The organism is Pollutimonas bauzanensis, from assembly GCF_900129885.1.
Lineage (GTDB): Bacteria > Pseudomonadota > Gammaproteobacteria > Burkholderiales > Burkholderiaceae_B > Pollutimonas > Pollutimonas bauzanensis.
Map to the genome: position 1 here is coordinate 90849 of NZ_FQXE01000005.1, position 23911 is coordinate 114759.

General features: G+C 59.7%; 18 protein-coding genes. 13 read left to right on the plus strand and 5 right to left on the minus strand.

All coding sequences use genetic code 11. From position 1 onward, the window contains the following. The first annotated feature begins 78 nt into the window (after positions 1 to 78). Entirely contained in the window at positions 79 to 6432 is a 6354-nt protein-coding gene (locus BUB23_RS10970) for a non-ribosomal peptide synthetase (protein ID WP_084135963.1), read from the plus strand. 225 nt (positions 6433 to 6657) lie between these two features. Here the strand turns inward: BUB23_RS10970 and BUB23_RS10975 are convergent, their stop codons facing one another. The 3 genes from BUB23_RS10975 to BUB23_RS10985 form a co-directional block, all read right to left on the minus strand. Beyond that, positions 6658 to 9114, minus strand: coding sequence for a TonB-dependent siderophore receptor (locus BUB23_RS10975; protein WP_073103170.1), 2457 nt, complete (start codon positions 9112 to 9114; stop codon positions 6658 to 6660). A gap of 86 nt (positions 9115 to 9200) precedes the next feature. Further along, on the minus strand, positions 9201 to 10262 hold the full coding sequence (locus BUB23_RS10980; protein ID WP_084135990.1) for a FecR family protein: 1062 nt from the start codon (positions 10260 to 10262) through the stop codon (positions 9201 to 9203). 31 nt (positions 10263 to 10293) lie between these two features. After that, positions 10294 to 10767, minus strand: a complete 474-nt coding sequence (locus BUB23_RS10985; protein WP_073103171.1) for a sigma factor-like helix-turn-helix DNA-binding protein — start codon at positions 10765 to 10767, stop codon at positions 10294 to 10296. Between the two features lie 390 nt (positions 10768 to 11157). Here BUB23_RS10985 and BUB23_RS10990 point away from each other — a divergent pair, with 390 nt between their 5' ends. From BUB23_RS10990 to BUB23_RS11045, 12 genes are all read left to right on the plus strand, one after another. After that, on the plus strand, positions 11158 to 13659 hold the full coding sequence (locus BUB23_RS10990) for a penicillin acylase family protein (protein WP_143160951.1): 2502 nt from the start codon (positions 11158 to 11160) through the stop codon (positions 13657 to 13659). Positions 13660 to 13707: 48 nt separating this feature from the next. Beyond that, on the plus strand, positions 13708 to 14862 hold the full coding sequence (locus BUB23_RS10995) for a ChuX/HutX family heme-like substrate-binding protein (protein WP_073103173.1): 1155 nt from the start codon (positions 13708 to 13710) through the stop codon (positions 14860 to 14862). A gap of 75 nt (positions 14863 to 14937) precedes the next feature. Continuing rightward, positions 14938 to 15270, plus strand: coding sequence for a nitroreductase family protein (locus tag BUB23_RS27570; protein WP_073103174.1), 333 nt, complete (start codon positions 14938 to 14940; stop codon positions 15268 to 15270). A gap of 221 nt (positions 15271 to 15491) precedes the next feature. After that, positions 15492 to 15887 (plus strand): VOC family protein, encoded by a 396-nt coding sequence (locus BUB23_RS11005; protein ID WP_178372302.1) that lies wholly within the window; start codon positions 15492 to 15494, stop codon positions 15885 to 15887. Positions 15888 to 15931: 44 nt separating this feature from the next. After that, on the plus strand, positions 15932 to 16381 hold the full coding sequence (locus tag BUB23_RS11010; RefSeq protein ID WP_073103176.1) for a hypothetical protein: 450 nt from the start codon (positions 15932 to 15934) through the stop codon (positions 16379 to 16381). Next, positions 16381 to 17040 carry a TetR/AcrR family transcriptional regulator gene (locus BUB23_RS11015; RefSeq protein WP_084135965.1) on the plus strand — a complete coding sequence of 220 codons (660 nt, stop codon included), beginning with the start codon at positions 16381 to 16383 and terminating at the stop codon, positions 17038 to 17040. Before BUB23_RS11010 ends, BUB23_RS11015 begins: the two co-directional genes overlap by 1 nt. A gap of 189 nt (positions 17041 to 17229) precedes the next feature. Further along, positions 17230 to 17907, plus strand: coding sequence for a DUF2325 domain-containing protein (locus tag BUB23_RS11020; protein ID WP_073103177.1), 678 nt, complete (start codon positions 17230 to 17232; stop codon positions 17905 to 17907). A 445-nt stretch (positions 17908 to 18352) separates the two neighbouring features. Beyond that, on the plus strand, positions 18353 to 19072 hold the full coding sequence (locus BUB23_RS11025; RefSeq protein ID WP_073103178.1) for an autoinducer binding domain-containing protein: 720 nt from the start codon (positions 18353 to 18355) through the stop codon (positions 19070 to 19072). 87 nt (positions 19073 to 19159) lie between these two features. Further along, positions 19160 to 19552: a DUF4902 domain-containing protein gene (locus tag BUB23_RS11030; RefSeq protein ID WP_073103179.1), complete on the plus strand. Its 393-nt coding sequence runs from the start codon at positions 19160 to 19162 to the stop codon at positions 19550 to 19552. 127 nt (positions 19553 to 19679) lie between these two features. After that, positions 19680 to 20210 (plus strand): acyl-homoserine-lactone synthase, encoded by a 531-nt coding sequence (locus BUB23_RS11035; RefSeq protein WP_425439540.1) that lies wholly within the window; start codon positions 19680 to 19682, stop codon positions 20208 to 20210. Between the two features lie 12 nt (positions 20211 to 20222). Beyond that, positions 20223 to 20939 carry a hypothetical protein gene (locus BUB23_RS11040; RefSeq protein ID WP_143160952.1) on the plus strand — a complete coding sequence of 239 codons (717 nt, stop codon included), beginning with the start codon at positions 20223 to 20225 and terminating at the stop codon, positions 20937 to 20939. 101 nt (positions 20940 to 21040) lie between these two features. Next, the gene (locus tag BUB23_RS11045; protein WP_245801237.1) at positions 21041 to 22033 is read left to right on the plus strand and encodes a class I SAM-dependent methyltransferase; all 993 of its coding nucleotides are present in this window, start codon (positions 21041 to 21043) and stop codon (positions 22031 to 22033) included. A 33-nt stretch (positions 22034 to 22066) separates the two neighbouring features. Here BUB23_RS11045 and BUB23_RS11050 read toward each other — a convergent pair whose 3' ends face one another. Together BUB23_RS11050 and BUB23_RS11055 are read right to left on the minus strand one after the other, a co-directional pair. After that, positions 22067 to 23050 (minus strand): nickel/cobalt transporter, encoded by a 984-nt coding sequence (locus tag BUB23_RS11050; protein ID WP_073103182.1) that lies wholly within the window; start codon positions 23048 to 23050, stop codon positions 22067 to 22069. After that, positions 23041 to 23754: a DUF1007 family protein gene (locus BUB23_RS11055; RefSeq protein WP_073103183.1), complete on the minus strand. Its 714-nt coding sequence runs from the start codon at positions 23752 to 23754 to the stop codon at positions 23041 to 23043. Before BUB23_RS11055 ends, BUB23_RS11050 begins: the two co-directional genes overlap by 10 nt. Positions 23755 to 23911 lie beyond the last annotated feature (157 nt).

A 23911-nucleotide genomic window follows, 5' to 3' on the forward strand; every position in this document is an offset into this window, starting at 1 on the left:
GAGACGCTTTGAGGGCTTCCTCATGATCCATGACCAGCTCGATCTGCTGCCTAATCGCTATCAGTAACGAGGGACAAAATGAATAACCTGCCTGTTAGGAACGTTCGTACTGACTTTGCGACCTATCCGTTATCGTTCGGACAGGAGATGCTTTGGCTCTCTCACAAGTTATCGAATGAGGTCGATCCCTACAATACGGTCCACTCGTTCCTCGTCAAGGGGACGCTGGACGTGACGTGCCTTCAGATCGCGTTTCAAGCGCTCATCGAACGGCACTCGGCGCTTCGGACCATATTTTTGGAGAGTGAAACCTGCCCCGTTCAGAAGGTTCTGCCGGAAGCGCCCTTTGAGCTAGCCCAGATTAGTGCAAGCGGGGAGATTGGTTCCGAGCTGCAAGGCCTCGTTGAGGCCGAATCAATATGCCGATTTGATCTGGGCCGAGCTCCTCTCCTGAGGGTGACCTTGGTCTCCAGCGTCGGGCAGCAATCCGCGCTGGTTATAGCCATGCATCATCTGATTTGCGACGCATGGTCAAATGATCTTTTGCTTCGTGATCTGGCGGTTGCCTATAGCTCGGCCTTGGCGGGCCGTGATGACTTCAAGGCTGGGGCGGAGTCGACGTTCGGACAGTATGCGAAGCTACAGCGAGACCTGAGCGCGGCCGGCGTGTTCGATACTGATGTTGCATATTGGGAAGAATCTATCGGTTCGGACATATCTCGCTTCGACATCCTTCCGGAGGGAACGAGCGATGGGAGTGATGTCGAAATAGCCAGGCGGCAACTCTTCCACTTGCCATCAGATCTAGCGACCAAAGTCCTCAGACGGTCCCAGGATATGGCCTTGTCACCGTTTGTCCTGTACTTTGCCGCGTGGCAATTGGTGCTGTGGACATATTCTGGGAGGCGTCGGCTGATTGTAGGTGTTCCGTATGCCGGACGTGGTGAAAGCTCGCATATGGACGTCGTGGGGTATTTTGTTAACACCCTTCCCTTCACGATCGAAGTTCGGCCTGAGCAAGCAATAGGAGACTTTGTTCGTGATGTAGGCCGGAACGTGATTGCAGCGATTGATCACGCCGGTTGCCCGATGGAACTGGTGGCAGATCGGCTCAGAAAGCGCGGATCTCTTGGCGCGGGACCGCTCTTTCAATCGCTCTTTAACTTCAGGCCGCAATCCAGGTCTCAGGAAATTGCGCTTGGTGAAGCGACACTCGTTCCTTGGATTGCCGAAAGGTCACCGTTGAAATTTGACCTAGGCATCGATTTGGCAGTCTCGGCCGCCTCAGTCGAAGTTGCCGTTGAATACGCTGAGCATCCTGGATCGGCAGCGGTGGTTCCTCGCCTGATTGATTTATTTGCTACGGTTTTAGAGGCAATTTCGAGCGACGACGACCGGTGCGTTTGGAATGCGTGTGAACTTCCGGAGGCTGATGCCCAATATTTGGGAGCCTTGTCGCATCAAGGGCAGGCGCACACGGGTGGAGCCCAAGGGTTAATACACGGTCACATTGAGTCGCAAGCACAACTGGCGCCGGACGCGCAGGCGCTGGTGTACGGCGAAGCGGCCTTGAGCTATGCCGAGCTGAACGCGCGGGCCAACCGCCTGGCGCATCACCTGATCGGCCTGGGCGTGGGTCCGGAGACGAAGGTGGGCGTGGCACTGGAGCGGTCGGTGGAACTGGTGGTGGCGCTCTTGGCGGTGCTCAAGGCGGGCGGCGCCTATGTGCCGTTGGATCCGTCATACCCGGCCGAGCGGCTAGCTTACATGATGGTCGACAGCGGGCTGGAACTGGTGCTGACGCACTCGGTTTCGCGCCAGGCGCTGCCCTTGCCCGAAGGCGTGACGGCGCTGGAGGTGGACAGGCTCGATGTCAGCGCGCGGCCGGCGAGCAACCCGGAGGTGACGGTGCATCCGGAGAACCTGGCCTACGTGATCTACACCTCGGGCTCGACCGGCCGGCCCAAGGGCGCAGGCAACCGTCACGGCGCACTGGCGAACCGACTTGACTGGATGCAACAGGCCTACGGCCTGGACAGTAGCGACACGGTGCTGCAGAAGACCCCGTTCAGTTTCGACGTGTCGGTGTGGGAGTTCTTCTGGCCGCTGATGGCGGGCGCCCGGCTGGCCGTCGCACCGCCGGGCGCGCACCGCGATCCGGCCGAGCTGGTGGCCCTGATCGAGCGGCACCAGGTCACGACGCTGCACTTCGTGCCCTCGATGCTGCAAGCCTTCGTTGAGCATGACGGAGCGGCCCAGTGCATCGGGATCCATCGCATTGTATGCAGCGGCGAGGCGCTGCCGGCCGCGTTGCAAGACCGGACGCTGGCGTTGTTGCCGCAGGCCAGGCTGTACAACCTGTACGGGCCGACGGAAGCGGCGATCGACGTCACGCACTGGACATGTTCCGCGGGCGACGCGGTGGTGCCGATCGGCCGGCCGATCGACAATGTGCAGACCTACGTGCTGGACGCCTCGATGAACCTGGCGCCGCCAGGGGTTCCCGGCGAGTTGTACCTTGGCGGCGCGGGGCTGGGCCGCGGCTACGAGGGCAAGCCTGGTCTGACGGCGGAGCGGTTTGTGCCGGATCCGTACGGGGAGGACGGCGGCCGGCTGTACCGCACAGGGGATCTGGCGCGCTGGAACGATGCGGGCGCGCTGGAGTACCTGGGTCGGATCGACCACCAGGTGAAGATACGGGGCTTCCGCATCGAGCTGGGCGAGTTGGAAGCACAGTTGCAGGCACAGCCCGGGGTGCGCGAGGCGATCGTGACGGCGCAGGAGGGCCCGGGCGGGGCGCGGCTGGTGGGCTATGTGACGGCGCAGGCCGGACAGGTGCTCGATACCACCACGCTCCGAGCCCATGTCAGCGCGGCGCTGCCGGACTATATGGTTCCTTCGGGCATCGTGGTGCTGGATGCTCTGCCTTTGAGTCCGAACGGCAAAGTGGACCGCAAGGCGCTGCCGGCGCCGGAGTTCGCATCGCAGGGCTACGAACCGCCGCAAGGCGATGTGGAAAAGGCCCTGGCCACGATCTGGCAGGAAGTGCTGGGGGTCGAGCGGGTGGGCCGGCACGACAACTTCTTCGAGCTTGGCGGCGACTCCATCCTGAGCCTGAAGGTGGTCTCCGGTGCACAGCAAGCCGGGATACCGATGGCGGTTCGGCAACTGTTCGAACACCAAACGCTGCAGGGGCTGGCCACGGCCACGGCGACCAGCACGCTCGAGCAACAGCCGATCCGGAAAATTCCACCCAGCGAGCGGCAGGCCGTGCCGCTGTCATACGCGCAGCAGCGCCAGTGGTTCCTGTGGAACCTGCAGCCGCAGGGCAGCGCGTATCACATCGCCGGAGGGCTTCGGTTCCAGGGCGGGCTGGATGTCGCGGCGGTGCGCGCGAGCTTCGATGTCCTGGTCCAGCGGCACGAATCGCTGCGCACGACCTTCGAGCAGCGCGACGAGGGCATGGCGGTGCAGGTCATCCACGATTCGCTGCCATACGACTATGCGTTCACGGATTTGACGGGCGACACCGATCCGCAGGCGCGGTTAAAGCACGTGGCGGAGAAATTCGGGCGCCGACCGTTTGACCTAAGGGCCGGCCCGCTGCTGAGAATCGAGGTGATCAGGCTGGCCGAGGTGGAGCATGTGTTGCTGGTGTCGATGCACCACATCGTGTCGGATGGCTGGTCCATCGGGGTGTTGCTCAAGGAGTTCGTGCAGGCGTACCAGGCGAACCTGAATGGCCTGGAGGTGTCGCTGCCGGCAATGCCGATCCAATACGCGGACTATGCAGTGTGGCAGCGTGGCTGGCTGGAGGCGGGCGAGCAGGAGCGGCAGTTGGCGTACTGGCAGGATTATCTCGGCCAGGAGCACCCCGTGCTGGAACTGCCGGTGGATCATCCACGCCTGACGCTGGGGCAGTATGGTGAAGCGCGCGTACCGATCGAGTTGCCAGATGACTTGGTCAGCCGCATCCGCAAGCGTGCGCATTCACAAGGGGCGACACCCTTCATAGTGTTGTTGTCTGCATTGCAGATTCTGCTGCATCGGTACTCGGGACAAGCAGATATTCGGATAGGAATTCCTAACGCAAACCGAGGCCGAGGCGAGACGCAGGGAACGATTGGGTTTTTCGTGAACACGCAAGTCATCCGCACACAGATACACGGCCGTATGTCGCTGAGCGCGGTGCTGGAACTTGTCAAACGTGGGGTGATGGGCGCGCAAGCGCATCAGGATCTTCCGTTCGATGTGTTGGTGGAGGCGTTGAAGCCTGAACGCAGCCTAAGCCATACGCCACTGTTCCAGGTGATGCACAACCACCAGCGGCTGGGCAGTGACGTGCTGCAGAGGCTGCCCGGCATACAGGTCGAAAGCTACGAGCTGCACGAGAGGACGGCGCAGTTCGAGCTAGCCTTAAACACGTTTGAAAGCCAGGACGGTGGCATATTGGCGAACTTTACCTATGCAGGCGAGCTGTTCGAGCCCGCGACGATCTGCCAACTGGCCACACACTATGCTGCGTTGCTGCACTCGCTCGTATCGGACGAAGGAATATGCGAACGGGTGGGCGAGGTGGCATTGCTGGATGCTGCGCAGCGGGAGAAAATTCTCGGGAGCGGGCGCGGCGACGTGTCGACCCGAGCACCGTCCCCGGTACACCACCAGGTCGAATCCCAGGTCTCGCTGACACCCGAGGCGGTAGCGCTGGTGTATGGCGACGAGGGACTGAGTTATGCGGAGTTGAATGAGCGGGCCAATCGATTGGCGCACCACCTGATCGGCCTGGGTGTGAGCCCGGAGACGAAGGTAGGCGTGGCGCTGGAGCGGTCGATGGAACTGGTGGTGGCACTGCTGGCGGTGCTCAAGGCCGGTGGCGCCTACGTGCCGCTGGACCCCTCATATCCAGCAGAGCGGCTGGCCTACATGATGAGCGACAGCGGTTTGGCGCTCGTACTGACGCAGTCGACGGTGCGCGACGCACTGCCATTGCCAGAGGATGTCGCGGCGCTGGAACTCGATCGGCTAGACGTGAACGGACTGCCCCATCGCAATCCCGCAGTGAAGGTGCACCCGGAGAACCTGGCCTATGTGATTTACACGTCCGGCTCGACTGGGCAGCCCAAGGGGGTAATGGTGCGCCACGCCGCACTATCGAATTTCTTGAATAGCATGAGTGATCGGCCGGGGCTTGATGCGGAGGACGTCCTGTTGGGGTTGACTTCACTGTCGTTTGACATTGCCGCGCTGGAGCTGTTTCTACCATTGACGCGCGGCGCACGACTTGTGGTAGCGCCGAGCTCGGCTGCGCGCGATGCGGCTGAGCTGCGTGCGCTCGTAGAGTGTCATTGTGTCACTGTGATGCAGTCGACGCCATCTGGTTGGCAAGTCCTCCTTGCCGCGGGCGAGGACCATTTGCGAATCAGGGGGCTCTGCGGCGGTGAGGCATTGTCCGCGGACCTAGCGCGGCGGTTACGAGACGTCGGCGTGGATCTGTGGAACATGTATGGCCCCACCGAGACAACTGTCTGGTCGACGGTAGACCACGTCGACGATGGCCCCATCGTGCTGGGGCGACCGGTATCGGCGACGCAGGTGTATGTGTTGGACCATGAGATGAATCTGGCACCGGCTAGTGTGGCGGGAGAACTCTACATCGGAGGTGACGGCGTGGCCCGGGGCTATCTGAACCGCACAGCGCTGACGGCGCAGCGGTTCGTGCCAGATCCATTCGGCGAAGCAGGGCGCCGGCTGTACCGCACAGGGGACTTGATGCGCTGGAGGACAAACGGACTGCTGGAGTATCTAGGCCGACTCGACCACCAGGTGAAGATCCGCGGCTTCCGAATTGAGTTGGGTGAAGTCGAGACGCAGCTACAGGCGCAGGGTGGGGTACGCGAGGCGATAGTGACCGTACACGAGGGTCCGAGCGGGAAGCGTCTTGTAGGCTATGTGACGGCGGCGGCGAGCCTGGAGTTGGACCCTCAGCAACTACGGGCTAAGCTCGGAGAAGTTGTGCCGGAATACATGGTGCCGTCGGCTATCGTCGTGCTTGCGGCGCTGCCGCTAACGCCAAACGGAAAGGTGGACCGCAAGTCGCTGCCAGCCCCAGAGTTCGCATTGCAAGGCTACGAGGCGCCGCAGGGCGAGGCGGAAGAGGCACTCGCGCGGATATGGCAGGAGGTGTTGAGTGTTGCTCGGGTCGGCCGACACGATAACTTCTTTGATCTTGGCGGAGACTCCCTTGGCGCCATACGTGTGCAATGGCGGGTATCACGAGACCTAGGTATGGAATGTGACCTTGCCACATTGATTTCGGCGAAGACTCTCAAGGAACTGAAAACCAGTTTACTTGGAGAGAAAAAGATATCGGGCACTACGCGGTCCCAAGCCACCGATAAGCTGAAGGAGATATTGGCTAATGTCAGTTAACCATTCGGTGGCACAGACGTTCTCGGTGGCGGAGTCATAGCAGAGTCGCATTGAGCGATAGCGGCGGATCACTATTGGCGTCTCAATCGCGATGACTCCTTGGGGCCATTCAACGCGGAGCCGAACGCCACGTTTTTCCTACCCAACGATAACGCGGCCTTCTCTCACTCGTGCTTGACGATGGTGGAGGAGGAGGTACGTCCGCATACCTCTTTCTCCGATGGCTTAGTAGCTGATTTTCGCCATGATGCCGACCGTTCGCGGCATACCTACCAAAACTACACCTTCGCTCTGTGCATACCAGTATCTCTTGTTGGCGACGTTAAACACACCTGCAGTCAACTGAAGGTCGTGCCCCGAAACTCGGGTGTTGTAGTTCGCCGTGAGATTGAAAATAAAATAACCGGGAATCTCGATCGAGTTCGCAGCGTCAAGCTTTTGCGTACTCACGTATCGCCCGTCGGCACCCACTTCCAAATTCTGCAGTTGGGGAACCGCGTAAGCAACGCGTAGTGCTCCAACGTAATTGGGTGTGACCGAGACGCGATTGCCCACGTTCTCGCTGGTTTTCACATATTCAGTATTCATCGCTGTGAACGACCCTGCAACAGACAGGTTCGTGGTGAAATTCACAGATGTTCCGAGCTCCAGGCCCTGGTATCGAAGCTTGCCGTTCTGGACGTAGACATTGTCGCTGTTACCGTATGCCGCACCTCGCTCTATCCTGAACAGGGAAGCAGTAGCACTCCAGGAGTCATGTTCTGTCTTGACGCCGACTTCGTACTGCTTACTTTTCAGCGGCTTGAGAAGGTCGTTTGCATTTTCATACATCAGAGGCACCTGCGCGCCTTGCTCGAGGGATTCAACATAGCTACCGTAGAGTGTCGTGTCCGGGCGGGGCTTGTACATTAGCGCGAACGTTGGCGTGACGACACCGTCCTTTTTATAATGGATCGTCTGTGCGCCAGCTGCAGTATATCCATTCTGCTCGTAGTTCGTATAACGGGCACCAGCGAGGACTGACCAGCGGTCGGTCAGTTTGATGGTGTCGCTTCCGAAAAATCCGGTCTGATCATAGGTTGACTGACGGTACCACGACGGCGTTATGGCGCTGTTATAGGTAATGGTGTTTTGGTCATAGATGTTGCCCGTGCCAATTGTGCAAAAGCAGAACTGACTATTCCCGTCGTTGGTCTGTTTTTGCGACGATGTGCCGAAAACCAGTTGGTGCTCAAATGGACCCGTCTGAGCCTTCCCTTCCAGCATTAGTTGCCATTGCTGAAATTTATACTTGTTTGCTTGGTCGTAGACGCGCTCCGTATAGTCGCCATTCGGATTCGAGATGTACAGCCAGTCTTCGATGTAGCGCCGATTTGTCGACGAGTAACTATAGTTCGTACTAACCTTCCAGTCCGGCGCGATCGCATAGCTCAAGCCCGTTGTGATTAAGCCAAATTCGGTGGATTGTGGAGAGCCATCGGACGACGTTAAATTATCGGCACGGCCATTGATCGGCGACGGCAGACTGGTGCCTGTATATCCAAGAAGTGTCGATATCGCCGCGACCTGCCCTGAGGCGTGTCGTTTTTGATACAAGGTGTCCAATGTCCACGTCAAATTCGGTGTCAGGTGCGCATCCAGTCCAAGAGACACATCATTTCCGTTGACGTGACCTCCGTTATACGTTTCGCCCCCTTCGTGAGCAGCATTGAGCCGGAAGCCAAACATTCCGTCAGTACCGAATCGATCACCGATATCGACATGCTCTTTAAAAATCCCATCAGACTTGTAGCCGACATCTGCACTTAGCAGAAGCCCGTCGGCAAGGATAGGCGGCTTCTTCGTCACAAAATTGACGATACCTCCAGGGGATCCAAATCCGTACATGAACCCAGAAAGCCCCTTGAGTATTTCGACTTGCTCAAAATCTTGATAAGGCAGCTCGACGCCATAGTTGATGATCGGCAAGCCATTTAACTTATAGCCATTTGCGTAGTCCAGTTGCAGGCCACGGACCGTTAAATAACTGGAACGCGTGTTGTATGTGTTCCCTTGGTTCACCACAGACGCGTCGAGGTTGAAAATATCACCGAGCGTCGAAGCCTGACGTCGCTCGATATCTTGCTTATCGACTACAGTGGTTGAGAACGGTGTGTCGAGTTGAGTGCGGGTCCCGAGTGCACCGCTGGTAACCGGAGCGTCAAGGTTTAGGGAAGTTATCGGTGCTTGTGGGGCCGTAACCGTAATCGTTGGCAATGTAGTGGCATTCTGCGTTGTTGCTGGTGGTTGCACCGTTATAGCGGAGCCATTGGCGGCAACTATCAGGCCGGTGCTTTCTAGCGCCCGATCTAGTGCTTGCCGTAGCGTCATTGAACCCTGCAGCGCCGAAGCAGTCTTCCCCGCAACAAGGGTGGCATCCACCGAAATCGCCACCCCGCTTTGGCGAGCTAGGGCATTGATTGTGTTGCCTAATGGCTGTGAAGGTAGTGAAAACTGCCATGTTGAGGCGAGGGCAGCAGTGCCAGATTGATTCTGAGCATATGCCGTATGTGGCACTGCTATAAAAGCCAGAGCGGTTGCGCTAGCGAACGCTATGGTCAATAAATGCCCCGAAGCGGCGATTCTGTTTTTACCGCTGCGTGGTATCGGCAAGTCCGGTATTTGGAATGGTAGCTTAAGCATTGCTTCGACGTCCTCTCTGTTTGGTTATGTTTATCGGAAGACGGGCGAGATGCGAAATACCGGACAATTATTTTCTGAGGCGTGGATCAGCGCGCGCGAATGACTACCACGCCATCGGCACGTTGGGCCATCTTTATCGGAAGGATTTTTGGCAGGCTGCTCAGGAAAGCATCAGGGTCGCGCATTGGAAAACTTCCCGTCAGGCGTAATGTGTCAAGCGCGGGATCAGCACCTAAGACGAGCGGCTTTGTCATGTAGTCGTTCCAGCGGTCGATCGCTTCTGGCAATCGCGTCCCATCGAACACAAGCCAACCTTGCCGCCACGCGCCAACGTCGGCGGTTTGTATGCGGCGAGGATCTCCTAGTCCTTGATGGTCGGTCTGTATTGCATCGCCCGGGCCAAGCATTACGCTTGGGGATGCGCTGTCCGTATCGAATGGACGACCCGCTTTATGATTGGCCCAGACCTCGACACGCCCCTCTGCGACCGCCACGGACATATGTCCATCGCGTGCTGCAACCGAGAAGACGGTGCCTACGACGCGAACACGTCCCCAGTCCGTCGTGACAATGAAGGGCCGTTTGGCGTCAGGTTGGACTACGAATCGAGCCTCTCCCCGATTCAGGCGCACTTCCCGCCGGTCGGCGTAATAAAGGACATGAGCGGTGGTGTGCGCCCCTAAATCCACTTGAGAGCCGTCCGATAACTCCTTGCTGAGCAATTGTGCACGTTCAGTTTGTAGAACGAGTTCCTGCACAGATTGAGACCAGAACCAGCGGCCAACGCCCGCAGCAATTCCGGCGATGCCCAAAGTCGCAATGACGCGGCGGCGGTCGCGTCGGACACGAATGCCGCGTTCAGCCTGCGTGGGCGGGATCGGCACATGGTCACGTAATGCGCGTGCGTCGCTACAGGCCCATGCGCGCAGCGCCCATTGATAGGCGGATTCATGCGATGGGTTTGCCGCCCGCCAACAGGCCAGTTCTTGCTCCGCCGCTTTTGCGCAACTCGTGTCGCCACCATGCTCTCGTGCGATCAGAAGCAGAGCGTGTTCTAGCAGTTTACGCGATGGTGTTGCGGGCAGGCGTAGAGGCTCTTGGTCAATGTATGCTTTTGAGGGGTTTATGGCGTCGTTTTCGGAGCACATGGGCGAGACGTCGTGCTTATCCTCAGTCGATCTATGCATGGTCGGATGCGAGATTCATACAATCAATCACTCCTCGGACGATATGCTTCTCGATGGCCATCTTCGTACTGTTCAAATGTTCGGCCGCCTCGGCATGGCTGCAACCGTAAATACGCACAAGTATAAAGGCCTCGCGCCGCTTGCGTGGCATTGCAGCCAAACGTGCCATAAGGCAGTCTAACTGCTGACGAGCGCCCACCTCACGCTCTACCGACGGAGCTTCATCTGGGGTGACCATATCCAGTGTCTGCAGCATCTTTGCCTCTGCGTCTCGTCGTCGCACGTTGTCAGTGACAATATTCTTCCCGATTCGATAAAGAAGCGCGCGCGGCTCTGGAATTGCTATAGATGCGTCCATTGACAACACGCGTGCGTAACACTCATGAACAATGTCGCACGCCGCATCACGATCTCTCAGTGAACGGGAAAAAAAGCCAATGAGTTCTTTGTAGTAGCGTTCGACCACGATGATGAGGAGGTTCTATAGGAGGCAATCAAGCTGCGCGCAAATCGACACGACAGACTCATTTTTCACGGGTCGAAATTGCTTGCTCGAGAGTGCAAATGCGTCGGCACCAAGAATTCTGTATGTTACTCAATAATAACGTCAATGACAGTGATTCTCATTCGATTCTACAATGAAATTTGTAAAAACCCAACATGTGGTGCTACGGAGCGGCTTTAGCAAAGCGCACATAACCGCATAGGCGGTGGAGCGTGTCGGGGACGTGGCTCTCAGGTTAATCAGTGCTGGCAGCAAGGAAATTCCCATGCAATAATGAAATGATAATTATTCTATTATTTGCATGATGGCATGAACTGGTGTGGGTGCTCCACGCGCAACTTGGGGAATTCGATGGGACGAGCCTATGCGTTGCTGATCGGCGTAATTGTGATTTCGGGATGCATGAGCCGCAGCTTTAACGATCATGACTCGGTGGCAAAGGAGGTTTATGGATCCGTCGAGATCAGAAGAACGGAGGATGGCGTTCCTCACATCAAAGCTGACAATTGGGTTGCACTGGGATACGGATATGGTTATGCCCAGGCTGAGGATAATCTATGCACGATGGCCGAGGCGTTCGTCACTTATCGAGGCGAGCGATCACAGTATTTTGGTCCTGAAGGGCGTCTTCGGACTCATTCCACGATCGGCGAGCTCAAGAACATCGACGCTGACTTCTTTTTCAAGCTAGTTGACAGCGGTGAAGTGGTTAATATGTACCGTGATCATCAGTCGGTCGAAATCCGGCAACTCGTCGCTGGATTCGCCAAGGGCTTCAACGCTTATCTGAACGGCTTGCGTTCCCGTAACAATACGAACGCGCATCAGGCCTGCAGAACTGCGCCGTGGCTGTCAGACATCAGCGATGCAGACATCTACCGTCGACTTTACGCGGCCAATATGGCCGGCGGGACCACGAGTTTCATTTCAGGCATTGCGAACGCCCAGCCGCCTTCCGACCCCGCTTTGCGCAGGGATTCGAAGCTGCCGGCACCGCTTGCGGACTTGACCCGCAGGGTCGCCGGCGTGTGGCTTCAGGCAGGCGGGCAGTCAGGAATAGGGAGCAATGGCATCGCCTTTGGCGCTTCAGCTACTGGCACAGACAGCGGTTTGCTGCTGGGAAACCCCCATTGGTATTGGGCAGGCCCCGACCGCTTCTACCAGGCGCAACTGACGATTCCAGGACAGATCAACGTCAGCGGCGTGTCTTTCCTGGGCGTGCCCGTCATCATGCTCGGCTTCAACAACGCAGTCGCATGGACCCACACGGTATCAGCGGCCCGCCGGTTCGGCATCTTCGAATTGACGCTCCAGGCGGGAGATCCCACGACCTATCTGTACGATGGCAAGCCGATGGCGATGACTGCCGTGCCCCTGACCGTGCAGGTCTTGCGTGGCGATGGCAGTCTGGCCCAGGTTAACCGTACCCTTTATCGAACCCGGTTTGGCCCGGTTGTGGACTTGGCGTCATTCTCGCCCGCATTGAAGTGGACCGAGCACAAGGCGTTCGCATTGCGTGATGTCAACGCGGAGAACTTCAGGATATTCCAGAACTTCCTCGAATGGGATCAGGCCCGATCGCTTGACGATTTCATCGCCATCCAGAAGCGCCTGGTTGCAATGCCGTGGGTCAACACCTTGGCGGTGGGCCGCAACGATGGACGTGCCTGGTACGCAGATGTCGGCGCAGTACCCAATGTCCCGGACGACCTGGCCGCCGCCTGCGCCACGCAGCTGGGCAAGGCGTTTGATAAAGGTGCCCCAGGCGTGCCGTTCCTGGACGGTAGCCGTTCAATGTGCAACTGGCGTACCGATGCCGACGCCGTACAGGCTGGCGCGCTGCCTGCCAGCGCCATGCCTAGCCTGTTGCGCCGCGATTATGTCGCCAACATGAACAACAGCTACCGGCTTGCCAATCCAGCGGCGCCCCTGGGCGGCTTTGCGCAGATTTTCGGTGAAACCGGAAAACCATTGAGCCTGCGCCAGCGGCTGGGATATCTGATGGTTCGTGAACGCCTGGCCGGTACGGATGGTCTTGGCGACCCAGGAGCCGACAGTGCGTCAGTGCGCGCCATGTCGCTGGGCAGCCAAGCGATGTCGGCGCTGTTGTTGAAGAATCGACTGCTCACCGAAGTATGTCGGCGTCCGTCTATTTCCGTGTACAAGGACATTGCGACAGGGCTGACGTTCAACCCGGCCAAGCAGGTCGCAATCGGCAAGGCATGCGAAGTGTTGCGGCATTGGAACGGCGCGGCAACCGTGGATGCGAAAGGCGCGTATTTGTGGGACGAGATATGGAAACGCATAGGCAAGATCGCGGGCCCGTCCTTGTACGCGGTGCCGTTTAATCCGGCCGACCCGGTAAATACCCCTTCGGGCCTTGATGCCAGAAATCCCGATATTGCCCAGGGCTTCGGTGCGGCCATTTTGAGCATCGAGGCATCTGGGAGACCGATAGACCCAGCGCGAGGCGAGGTGCTGTATGTCGATAAGGATGGCCGCAACATACCGTTGTTCGGAGGCTGTGATGGACCCGGATACTTTACTTCGGCTTGCGCGGCATGGGGCGACGAGGCGAGCGGAGACATTCGAGACAGGGATCTGCTCGGGAATAGCTATATGCAGGTGGTCAGTTTTGATAAGGATGGCGTGCAGGCTTACGTGATGCTGTCCCATAGCCAATCCGATGACCCCGCATCGCTCCGCTACAGCAACGCCACGCGCCGCTATGCCACCCGGCACTGGACGCGATGGCGATATACCGAACACGATATTGCCTCGGACTCCGATTTGAGCGTGTTGCGGTTGACGGTGCACGGTCTCGACCGCCAACAGGCGGGTCGCCGTCCTTAATACGGTTAACCGTCGAGAGTGAACATGCGTTGGAATAATTGGAATCGAATGCTGTTGACGCTTTGCCTGGCGGCGTCGTTCTGGGTGGCGGCATCGGCGGCGTCGCCGCCAAGCGATCTGGCCAGCCGCTGGAAGGTGTTCCATGCGGCGCATCCGAACGGCAATGCCCGCGATGCGAGCGAGGCGTTGAACACGACCGAAGCCCAGTTGCTGGCGACAGAAGTCGGTCCGGATGTGGTTCTGCTGCGTAGCGATACATCAGACTTGCGCCGCATATTTGCCCAGTCCGCTAGCTTCGGCCGGGTGACCTCCGTGACGCGTAACGACTACGGCATCAGCGAACGCACAGCGGTCCTGGAATCGCAGCGCGATTTGGCACATGTCGGCAATCCTGAAGTCCTTTATGCCGGCGAACCGCTGCATTTGCACTTTCTCTGGAAAAACTGGAAGTACTTGTTTTCGGTCATTCATTACTACGGCCCGAAGAGGACACCGGTTCGCAGCCTGCAGGCCTTCGATGCCTATGGAACGTCGATCAATAAATTTATTCTTGAGGGTCAGCGTCATAACGACGCGTTCGATCGCATGACTCGGGAGTTCAGGGCACCCGTTCAACCAACAACCTTATCAGTTCGGACTGCATCGGCAGCAACTGACTCGCCGCCAAACGAGTCAGTGGAACAACTATGCACCGCGTTGCGTGCGACCGCGGATTTCCTCGCTGTAGAACTCCTGCTGGAGAAATTGCCGCGTGCGCATCAAAAGCTCTGGCAGGAGTGGGGATCTAACGCCGCCTATGCCGTCAGCCCAGAATCGGTGCAACTACTTGCCAAGCGCCTAGTGCAAGATAAAGAGCCAGCAACGGTTGCCATCGGCAACTTGGGATTGGTGCAATTGTTCTCGGGCGCGTTCGACAGAGCCCAGTTCATTGGTGAAGGCTGGTTTAGCTATCAGGCGAAAGATCTAGCGTTGCACATACACGCGCCGGATATCGCCCGTGGTTGGGTTGTACGCCTCGGCAGCCGGCAAGGGGATATCACAATCGTAGAATTCTTCGATACCGCGGGAAACCTCGCCGCGCGCTTCATGGATGCACAGCCGCCTGGGACAACGGAGTCGACAACATGGCGTGCTATTGTCGGCAGCTTACCCAGGGTGCTGCGTGCCGAATCGACGTCCAGCAATGCCGCCGCTAAGTACTAAGTAGTTACCGTCACCAAGCTGAGCATTGAGGCATTTCCCATGATAAGTGTTGCGACACGGTAAAGGCAGCACGAAATGACAGAGACTGGAAGCGGGGAGTACCGCGTAAAGGAGGCAGCAGAGGGCCTGCGTGCCTTGGCTTGGCTGTTGACTCGCCGCTCGGAGCCGCTACTGAAAGAGCCAGCACCCAACGAAAGTGAGCTTGACATGATTTTGCGTGCGGCCATGTGCGCGCCTGACCACCGCAGCCTGCGTCCATGGAGAATAGCACTGGTGCGGGGCGACGCTCGTGCTGCGTTGGCGCAGCTATGCAGGTCATGTTTTGGGTTGCGGCGGTCGTCAAAGACTGCCTATCCGGACATGTTGCGCCGGGGACTAGATCGCGGATATCTCCGAAAGTGTAAATAATTCTCAATGTGATTGACAAATGACTGACCGTTAGTCAGTATTGAGGTTATGCTGAATCCGAAGGAGCGTTTGATGGGCTGTCACCAACCGTCGACATGGCCGACGCCATGGCGCGGCGGACTCGTAAGGGTCGCGACACGGCCGGGCCGCGCGGTGCGCGCACTCACAGTGTCGGCGCTGCGAGCCGTCGGGGCGCGAACCATACGGGGTCACTGGTGCCTATGACCACGATGCCTCCATTGTCCGTGCGAACCGACCGCCCGTTGCTGAGCGCTTCAGGCGTGATCCTGCAGATCCGGGATCTGGAGGTGTCGCTTAGCTTTTACACGCAGACGCTGGGTTTGCCACTAGGTCTGCGCTGCTCGGACTATGCTGAGGTCGACGCACCAGGGCTGGTGATCGAGCTGCATGAGGGCAGCCCTGGCGCGAGCGGCATGCCCGCCCACCCGCCAATGGGTGAGTTATCGATCGGTTTTCGGGTGGACGATCTGCGTGAGGCCGTTCGGTACTTCGAAGCCCGAGGACTGTCCCTGCAGGCCGGGGAGAATGAGCGCTATCGCTGGGTGCAGTTCAGCGATCCGGACGGCACGCCGCTGCGCCTGATCGAACGCAAATGATAGGTTTCGGGACCCAGCAAGTTCTCTATCGGAGGAAGTTTACAATGACGCACCATGATTTGTCGCACTGGCCTTTGGTGGTATCGGTGGCTTCGGGCCTTTCGACACTCGAGGATATGCAGGCGTTTACCGACGAATGGAACCGTTGGCTTGAGCGTGGCGAGCCCTTTGCGTCGCTGCGCGTATTCGCCGACGCCGACGCGCTGGTTCATCCGGCTGGCGCCGCGCAGGCGGCCAAGCTCTGGCTGCACGAGCGCGGCCCGGCGATCCGCGCCCAAGTCATGGGCATGGCCAGCGTCGTACCAATCGATCATTATGAAAAAATGCGCAAAATGAATGTGGAAAAACTGTTTGGCGTACCCGCGGACACCTTCGCGCAGCCCGAGGACGCGCTGACGTGGCTGCAGGCAACCGTATATACGCCGCGTGGCCTGGTGCTCGATCAGCCGTCGGTGCTCAGATCCCTGGCCGCCCAGATGAAGGTACCTGGCTGATGGCCGGTCGGGTGCGGCGCGCCGCGGACAGCCTGCGGGACCCAGATGGGCAATCACCCTCGGCCATGGCGCGACCGCGCACCAAGGCGCCGCAGGCTCGGCGCGCCGACCTGATGGCCGCCGCCGAGCACCTCTTCGTTGCCAAGGGCATTGCCGCTACCAGCGTCGACGACATTGCCGCGGGCGCGCAGGTGGCCAAAGGCACCTTTTACCTGTATTTTGCCTCCAAGGAAGCCATGCTCGCCGCGTTGCAGGAGCGCTTTGTGGAAGGGTTTTTTGCGCGGCTCGAGCAGGCGATGGCGCGGCATCGCCCCGATAACTGGAAGGCGCGCTTGCGCGCGTGGGTGAAGGCGGGGTTGGACACGTATTTTGACCAGGTCGCGCTGCACGATGTGATCTTTCACGAGTTTCGCCCGGAGAACCGGCGCGAGATGAGCGATAACGTCGTGGTGCGCCAGCTTGCGGTCATGCTGCAAAGCGGCGCACAGGCCGGCGTGTGGACCGTGGACGATCCGCATCGGGTGGCCGTCATGCTCTTTAACGCCTTGCACGGCCTGGCCGACGATGCCGTATCGGCGGGCGAGCCGCCCGACCGTGCGTATTTAGTGCAGATCCTCACCCATTTCTGTGAGCGGGCGCTGGAGCGGCGTGACGGCTGATAGCAGCGGGGCGCTTGCCGGGGGTGGTCATCGAGCGACGCAATGCCGCTATTAAACGAAATGATTACCATTTATAATGCGGCTCAATGTGCAAGAAAAGCGCTTCGTGCAATGCGGTCGATGCAGTATTGAACCGCGGCCCGCGCGCGCAACTGTGGGAGTGGCCGGACGATGACGACGACGAGGACAATGTGTTTGGATTTTGAGCGCCTTCAGCAGGAACATATCGTTTTGATGACGGAATACGGGCGCGCGCAATATCGCGCCAGCCGGGTCGTCCGCAAACAGGCCGCCATGATCGAGCGGCTGGAAGCCCAGGTGATGATGCTGCGCGCGGCCGTGATTTCCCGCGACAGCGCCTTGGCTTGGGCCCGCGATGATTACGAGGCGCTCGCCGCGGCCGCGCCTGGCTTGGCGAAGCGGGCCGACATGGCCCGCGAACTGGAGGCGCTGAAAGCGCGCATCGGTGTGTTGATGCGCGAGCGCACGGCAAGGCGGGCAAGCGCCGCGCCGCATTCCGGCGTCGACTTGCCCGCCGAACGGCTGGCCGAGGCGGACCTGTATGACAAGGCGGTGTTGTGCATCGGGCAGGATGAGGCCAGCGCGACGCTCGCGCAACGCGCCATCGAGAACTCCGGCGGCCGTTTCCTGCGTCATGACGGCATCGATGGCAAGGCGCTGGAAACTTCTCTGGTCGACGCCGACCTGGTGATTTGCCAGACCGGCTGCGTGAGCCACGGCACCTACTGGCGGGTAAAGGATCACTGCACGCGCACCGGCAAGCAATGCGTGCTGGTCGACCGCCCCGATGCCCTGGACCGGGTGCGCGCGCGCCGCGCGTCCAGCGCCTTGCCCGAGCAGGAGTAACGGCCGGCGGCATGACCCCGCCCGGCGCCCGGAATTCCTGGCCCGGTCCACCCAATCTATCCAGTTCCGCGCCGCGATGCCGCTAGCGCATCGTGGTGAGAAAGCCGCGCGCCTCGTCGGGCCCGGCGGCCCATCATGCTTGTCCAGAATCCGGCGGCAGGGCAGGCGCATATTTCCCGGCAAATGAAAACGTCTTGACTTGATAATGAAACAATTATCAACTCATAATGTAATGATTTGCATTTTTATTGCGTGTATTATCATTTCTTCTAAGTTATAGGGTTGAAATATTAGCCAGGGCTGCGAAATAGTAGTTAAATAATAATTATTCCAATAAGAACGACATTCGCAAGAATGAGAACGGCTGATATGGCCCGAGGTCTGGACACGGTTGTGGCGTGCAACTCAGCGGGTTGTGCAGTATTTCTCTCCGGGAGGAATCGCAATGAAGGGCTGGGCAGAGGATCTATTGACATTGACCAGTGTCGATTCGGACGTGGACGAGCATGGCGTCTTCGGGAAGATCGAAGTGGCGGCGCGCATGCTCGGCTTCGAGCATTGCGCTTATGGCCTGCGCGTGCCGCTGCCGTTGACCAATCCAAAAATCATCATGGTCAATAACTATCCCTCCGCCTGGCAGGCGCGCTATGCCGAGGCCGGCTACCTGGGCATAGACCCGACCGTGCGTCATGGGCGCCGCACGAATGCGCCGTTGCTATGGAGTAACAGCGTATTCGCCGGCACCCGGCAATTATGGGCCGAGGCGCAGTTGAGCGGCTTGCGCGTCGGCTGGGCGCAGTCCAGCCTGGATGGTTACGGGGTCGGCGGCATGCTCACCCTCGTTCGGTCGAGCGAGGCGCTCACGGCCAGCGAACTGGAAAGCAAGGAGCTCAAGATGCGCTGGCTTGTGAATATCGCTCATTTGTCGCTTACGCGCGTGCTTACACGCCATCTGCACGGCGAGCCCGGGGTTCCCCTTACGCAGCGCGAGACTGAAGTGCTCAAGTGGCACGCCGATGGCAAGACGTCGAGCGAAATTTCGGAAATCCTCACCATCTCGGTCGACACAGTCAAATTCCATACCAAAAATGCGGTCCTTAAGCTGGGGGCGGCGAACAAGACTGCGGCGGTAGTGCGCGCCGCGATGCTTGGTTTGCTTAACTAAGGCAATTGACGCCGCGGCCTGCGTATACCATTATCTTTCTACAAGCGTTCGCCGCAATCGGCGAGCCGTTGAATTGGTAAGGGAATTATGTCCGCCACGCAGCCCATGCACGATGGCTTCTTGCGCCTGCCGCTAGACGCCATCCTTTCGACCCGATTGATTCATATCGTGTCCGCGCTCGACGATGAAGACCGCGCCGACCCGCCGGCCTGCGGGCGTCCGACCTCGATTACCGGCTACACCGAATGGGCCAGCGTCTCGCAGCCCTATGTTTCACTCGGATGGGACTGGCGCATCGAGGCGAGCGGCGGCGAAGTAAGCTGTGTCAGGGTCGGATTGCCGCGCAGCAACGTGATGCTGGTCGATGCGGCCGCGCGGGATTATGGCTGGGACAAGAATCTGCAAATACTGGCGACCGTGGTCGACGCCATGGCCTGGACCGAGCCGACCTGTCGCGCTGTCAGCGAACGCTATGGTTGAGCCTACCTACGCTAAAGGGTAGTTACGCAAAACCGCTCAACCCTGTGGAATGCACGTATTGCATATTCACAGGGAGACAAGGGTGGAAATCTTCGCAGGCACTTCGGATGTATTGGCCCCGGAGCTGATGTCCGGGCTCGCCCGGTATCGCCATCGGGTCTTTGTGGAGAAACTGGGTTGGGACCTGGCGTGCCAGGGCGGGCTGGAATACGATCAGTTCGATCGGCCCGACACACTCTATATGGGCGCGCGGCGCGACGATGGCGATGGGGGGCTGGTGGGCACGGCCCGCCTGCTGCCCACCCATAGGCCTTACCTGCTGGGGGAGGTGTTTCCCCAATTGATGGGGAGCTCGCCGCTGCCCGAGGCGGCCGATGTCTGGGAACTATCGCGCTTTGCCGCGGTCGATTTTCAGGCGACGGGTGCCGGCCCCATGCGTCAATTCTCCTCGCCCGTGGCGGTCACGCTATTGCGCGAGGTAATCGCGCTGGCGGCCAGCGAAGGTGTTCAGCGATTGATCACTGTCTCGCCCCTGGGGGTCGAACGGCTTTTGCGCCGCGCTGGATTTCTTGCGCATCGGGCCGCGCCTCCGGTGCTGGTCGACGGTCATCCGGTCTTCGCATGCTGGATCGAGGTCCAAGGCGCTTGCAGTGATTGAATCGGAGCCGTCATGAATGGCAAGCAGGCGGACCGTGCGGGGCGAGAGTCCGGCTGCGCCGAGCGTCCGAAGAACGGCAGGCGAGCCAGGGTCCGGCCGGCGAGGCCCCGCTATTGCACGAGTATTGGAGCAGCGGGCAATCCGGTCGATGGCCGCCTGCCCATGGTGCTGTGCGAGCCCCAGCTGCAAGCATTGAAGAATATCGGACAGCGGCTCGATTGCACACTGGTGGAGGTGCTTTTTGCCGTATTCGGCATGGTGATCAAGGGTTTTTTGATGCTCGGCACGGTCGATACGCTGGTCGCGCTCGACTCCCGGGCCCTGGGCGGCTTTTTCGATGGCATGTCACATTCGGTGGCTTATGCGGTTCGCATCCCTCAAGGCGCGCTGCGCCGCCCGCTTCCCAATGCTGCGGGCGAAGCGCCGGGTTGCATGGGCGCGCCCATTGAGGTTTCTTCCCCGGGCGGCATGGCCGCGTTCATCTATTCGCGCCGCTGCGATGGCGAAGATCAGGTGGTGCGCCAGTTTGGCGCGATTCCACGGAGCGATCGGATCGATCGCGCGGCACATGCCGCATTTGACCTGGTGGTCGAAGTCACTGAGTTCGATCGCCATGTGCTGATCGAATGCTTTTTCTGCCCGGTCCTGGTCCACCGCCATACCGTCGCCAGCTTGTTGTTTCGCTACGCGCGCGGACTGCGCGACGTTGAGTCCTCGCAGGCAAAGTGATCGCCGCCGCCGGGGTGAAAGGAATGAGTAATCGGGATATTATTGCAATGGCTACCGGCTGCGATGCCGGTGCCGCGCCCGACAACTCAGGAGAGCCACCTATGAATGGACCGGCAGCCATGAACGGACCGGTAGCCGGACAGGCGACCGAGGAGCAAATGCAACTCGCGCTCGATTATCCGGCGATGGATAAGGCGTCGATCGAGGGGGTGACGCCGCCGCAGACCGCCTCGCCGGCCGGCGCGGCAGGTCCGGAAGTACCGGCAGTACCGGCAGTACCGGCACGCCCGCCGATATCGGCTGTCAGTTCGACGCTGCGCATTCCGCTGGCGGCCCGGGCCCTGGGCGATGCGCTGTTTCCTGAAATGGCGGCGGCGGACGCCTACGCCGGGCGGGCGCTCGAGGCCTTGGGCGACGACGGCCAGCAGTGGCTGAGCGACCGCCATAGCGTCTATGGCGTGCTGGCGCGCACGCGCCGCTTTCGCGAATTGGCTGCCGACTATCTCAGAGGCCGGCCCGATGGGCATATCGTGAACCTGGGCTGCGGGCTGAGCCACTATGTCCAATGGCTGGACAATGGCCAGGCCACGATGACCGACGCCGACCTGCCCGAGGTGCTGGCCTTGCGCCGCGCACTTTTGCCGGCGCCCGCCGAGCGTTATTCCCTGAAGGAGCTGGATCTGACCGCGGCGAACTGGTGGGACGGGCTCGGCCTGCCGGCGGCGCGCAGCGGGGCGCCGGTGTTCCTCTTCAGCGAAGGAGTCTTGATGTATCTGCAGCCGCGCGAGGTCGACGCTGTACTGGCGACATTCGGCGAGCGCGCGCCTGCGGGATCCCTGTTTGCCTTTGACGCCATCTGCTGGCTGGCGGCCGGACGCGCCAAGCGCCATCCATCGATCAGGCACACCGAGGCGCAGTTTCACTGGGGGCCGCGCAAGCTGGCCGATTTGCTGCGGCCGCAGCCTCGGCTCAAGCTGTACGCCATACACCGCATCATGGAAGGCTATGGCTTGCCGTATTCGCTGTTTGCGCCGGTTTTCCGGGCGCTGACGGGCGTGCCGTTTTATGCGCTATATGTGCTTAGTGTCTCGTAGGGCGGCAAGGCAGAAATCCTGCGGAGTAAACATTCAGAAAAGGGGATGGCTGGATGCCTTCAACCCTTGCTGGATGAGCCCGATTCCGATCAGGAAAATACCCGTTCCGCCGATGAGGCCCAGCACGTCAAAAATGACGCCTGTCCGGCGTTTGGACGATGTTTGCCGCTGAAAAACGCGCAGCATGCCTTGCCGAAGCGTGACGGCCGCTGTTGCCAGCAGGGCGACGGTCGCTGATGTGCCGAGTGACATGGCCAGCACGGCGGCGATCCCGACCCAGCGCAATCCCAGCGAGTAGGCGACTAGCAGCACGAGTATCGCCCCCGTGCATGGCCGCATTCCGATCGCCAGGACAATTGGCAGCCCTGTACGCCATGTCAGGGGCTGGTCCATATGCCCGCCGGCCAAACGGTGCAGGCCCCCGCAATCGGCACAGTACGCTTGCATTTCGCCGCCGCCCGCAAATAAGGAGCCGGCGTGGCGGTTTGGCTGGCGCCACCGGCGATATAGCACCGTCATGCTGCGCAAGGCCAGCGCGGCGCCCAGCACCGCGACCAGGGCAAAGCTTATGTTTTCCAATTGGGCTGCGGCACCTTGGGTGCGGCGCAAGGAGTAGCCCAGCAGGCCAACGACGGCTTCGACGAGCATTACAGCCACGACGCCTTGGACGATGGCCGACAATACCGACAAGAGCAGGCCGCGGCGCAGACGCGTTCGGCTGGTACCCAGGTAGGTCGCAATCACGGCTTTGCCGTGCCCAGGTCCAGCCGCATGGAAGACGCCGTAAAGCAGGCTTATTCCTATGAGCGGCCAGGTTGCGGCCCAGCCCTCCTGCGCAACCAGGCGCATGGCGCTGGCAAGCTCCCGGTGCAGCTCGGCTTGCGTGCTCATGAGCCAGGCCAGAAGCTTGCCCCGGACGTCATAATCACCGGCGCAGACCCATAGCGCGAGGGTCAGGGCGCCCGCTATGCCGCCTCCCGCCAGAACGCGGAAATATCGTCCTTGCGTTATTTGCATTGAATATGCACCTTCTCCGCGAACAGATCACCAAGATTGTCCTGCGGCGATGCCCCTCGGTCCAGCGCAAACGCGCGCGCAATGGCCTGGGGGGATGGATCGGGCTGCTTCACGTAGGCCTGGCACCGATATTTCCCTGCGCCCCTGATGGCTGGCGGCTCGTCCTGGCGGTGAGTCATCTGGATGAAATAGCTTGGATCGTAAACCGAGAACTTTACGGCATAACGCATGGGATCCACGGGTTCGGCAAGCGGAGCGGTAAAGGACAACAGCAGTTGTTGCCCCTTCATTTCGCTTTTGAACTGCGTGACAGCGCCGATACGGACGGGGCGTCCGTCCGCCGTGATTCGCATGAAATAGCCATAAGGGCCGAGGTTTTCAATGACCTTGGCGGCGAAATCGCTGACTGCGGTCGTCTTTTGCGGGCTGTCGATCGCCATTTCATCGATCACAGCCAAAGAGTAGAGGTCATCGAACAGCCATTCTTCTTCAATGGCCGAAATCATTCCGTCGGATGACATGATGACGGTGCTGCGCACGTCGATCCAGGCGTGCGGGTGAGCGTGCAGGCTGAATGGGGCAAGCGCCAGGGCAAGCCCCGCGAGCAGTCCGCGAATGTCGCTTCGGCCTTCAAGCGCCCCCCGGGGCGCGCTCTTGTTTTTGGGTAGCGCTAGGTCAAAAACTTGATTTGCTCCAGAAAACACCTTTGGCGGGGCGCCGACGCCGGGTCGGCGCCCCGGATAGTGCGGATATTGTATTGCATCATGTCGGGGTCGAGGGGCGGCGGGTTCGGCCTGGCATTGACTTCCAAGGCATTGCATTCCTGATTATTTGGTATGTTATAACATATCATATTTGTAT